At 67.4% G+C, this 439-nt stretch carries 1 pseudogene; it reads left to right on the forward strand.

The annotated features are described in order from the left end of the window. A pseudogene (locus G3I17_RS41445) lies at positions 1-153 on the forward strand (carbohydrate ABC transporter permease); the annotation flags it as partial. Positions 154-439: the final 286 nt, after the last annotated feature.

Consider the following 439-nt stretch of genomic DNA (forward strand, 5'->3'; position numbering starts at 1 on the left):
ACCGTCGCCCTCCAGCAGCAGGTCCGGCAGTTCGGCAACAACATCGACGTGCTGGCACCCGGCGCCTTCGTGTCGATGGTGATCCCGCTGGCGGTCTTCTTCGCCTTCCAGCGGCAGTTCGTCTCCGGAGTGATGGCCGGGGCCGTCAAGTGAGGGCCGCTCCGGTCAGCCGGGCCACCGGGTGACCGGAGCCGGGTGACACCCGCCAACAGCACACCCGTTCGTCAATATCAGGGCGGCCCGTTCACTCTCGTCCGGGCCGCCCTACCTCGCTCTTCCCCCGGATGCCACATTCGGCGTAACCAAGTCACTCCATCGGCCGTTTGCGGGCCACCTGCCCGCCCGCGAGCGAATCCCTGGATGTGTTGTGCCCCGGTTCAGTGTCATCGTGCCCGCGTACCGGGTCCAGGCGTATCTGCACGCGTGTCTCGACTCCGTG

This window comes from Streptomyces sp. SID13031 (genome assembly GCF_010548305.1).
Classification (GTDB): domain Bacteria; phylum Actinomycetota; class Actinomycetes; order Propionibacteriales; family Kribbellaceae; genus Kribbella.